Here is a 1,101-nt window from a genome sequence, read left to right on the forward strand (position 1 = left end):
GAAGCAACCCTGGAGGTAATTGGAGGCAAATGGAAGCCTATTATTCTCTGGCAACTGAGGATAGAGAAACTGCGATTTTCAGGACTCCAGCAAAGCATGCAGGGTATTTCCCCCAAAATGCTTACGAAACAGCTCAGAGAACTCGAAGAAGACGGGCTTATTCTCAGGGAAGTTTATCCTGAAATCCCTCCTAAAGTTGAATACTCACTGACTGAATTCGGAAAGACTGTGCTTCCTGTCCTGGACGCTCTCTGCAGATGGGGAATTGAGTATCTAGGAAGAGAATGCGTAATGGATAAACAGCAACTGTCTGATTAAAAATAAATCTCGATAGAAGCAGGTTATGATACAAGGAAATAAGGGCAATATGCTAATTTTTTTATAAAATCACAATCTCAAGAAGTTCTTGAGTAGTAAATTCCATATCCAGAGATTAATTTTTCCACAATGCACAAAAATCTGGCTTCAAATTTATAGTATAGAACTTACGCAGTTGAACTGAAAAATCAACAGCATTAGACTTTCAACTGTATAAAACGCTAAATCAGTCACAAAGCCAAATGTACTTGATTTGTATTTCAACCGCGTAAGTCATGTAGTAATTTCGTTGCACTGCCAGATCTTATTGTATCTATACAGTTTTATCTATTGGATCCTTTACGCGGGTTTTTTTCTAAAACGACTTTTGTAATAAATTGTTAAAACTCATTCTATTAACCTGGACCAGTCGGTTATTATAAAATCCAAATTAATTTTTTTCTCAAACAGTTAAATTAATATCAATGAGTGCCAGTTTAACTCTTAAAAATTAATTTACAAGGTGGTTTTTTCATGGAGGGTGAAAAGTCTAAGGCACCTGACCAGAACTGCCAGGCAGTTTCAGAAGTTTATGGTACAGTGCTACTGATCATTATTACCATCATACTTGCATCATCATTGATATACCCCAATATTCCGAAAAGTGCACCTATAGCAAACCTCTTGATCGAAGTCCGCAATTTTCAGGATGTGACGGCAGGCGGCGATTTACCTGAGGCTTCTTCGGGATCTGGGAGTAATACTTCCTCAGGATCTGGGAGTAATACTTCTTTGGGATCTGAG

Annotated in this window: 2 protein-coding genes; both read left to right on the forward strand. The window is 38.0% G+C overall.

Translation table 11 applies throughout. The features are described 5' to 3' along the window. Positions 1-318, forward strand: a 318-nt coding sequence (locus tag BP621_RS14295) for a winged helix-turn-helix transcriptional regulator (RefSeq protein WP_292391163.1), incomplete at its 5' end; no start/stop codon positions are given. 513 nt (positions 319-831) lie between these two features. After that, positions 832-1,101, forward strand: a 270-nt coding sequence (locus tag BP621_RS14300) for an archaellin/type IV pilin N-terminal domain-containing protein (RefSeq protein WP_292391164.1), incomplete at its 3' end; no start/stop codon positions are given.

It is taken from the genome of Methanosarcina sp. UBA5, assembly GCF_002505485.1.
Lineage (GTDB): Archaea > Halobacteriota > Methanosarcinia > Methanosarcinales > Methanosarcinaceae > Methanosarcina.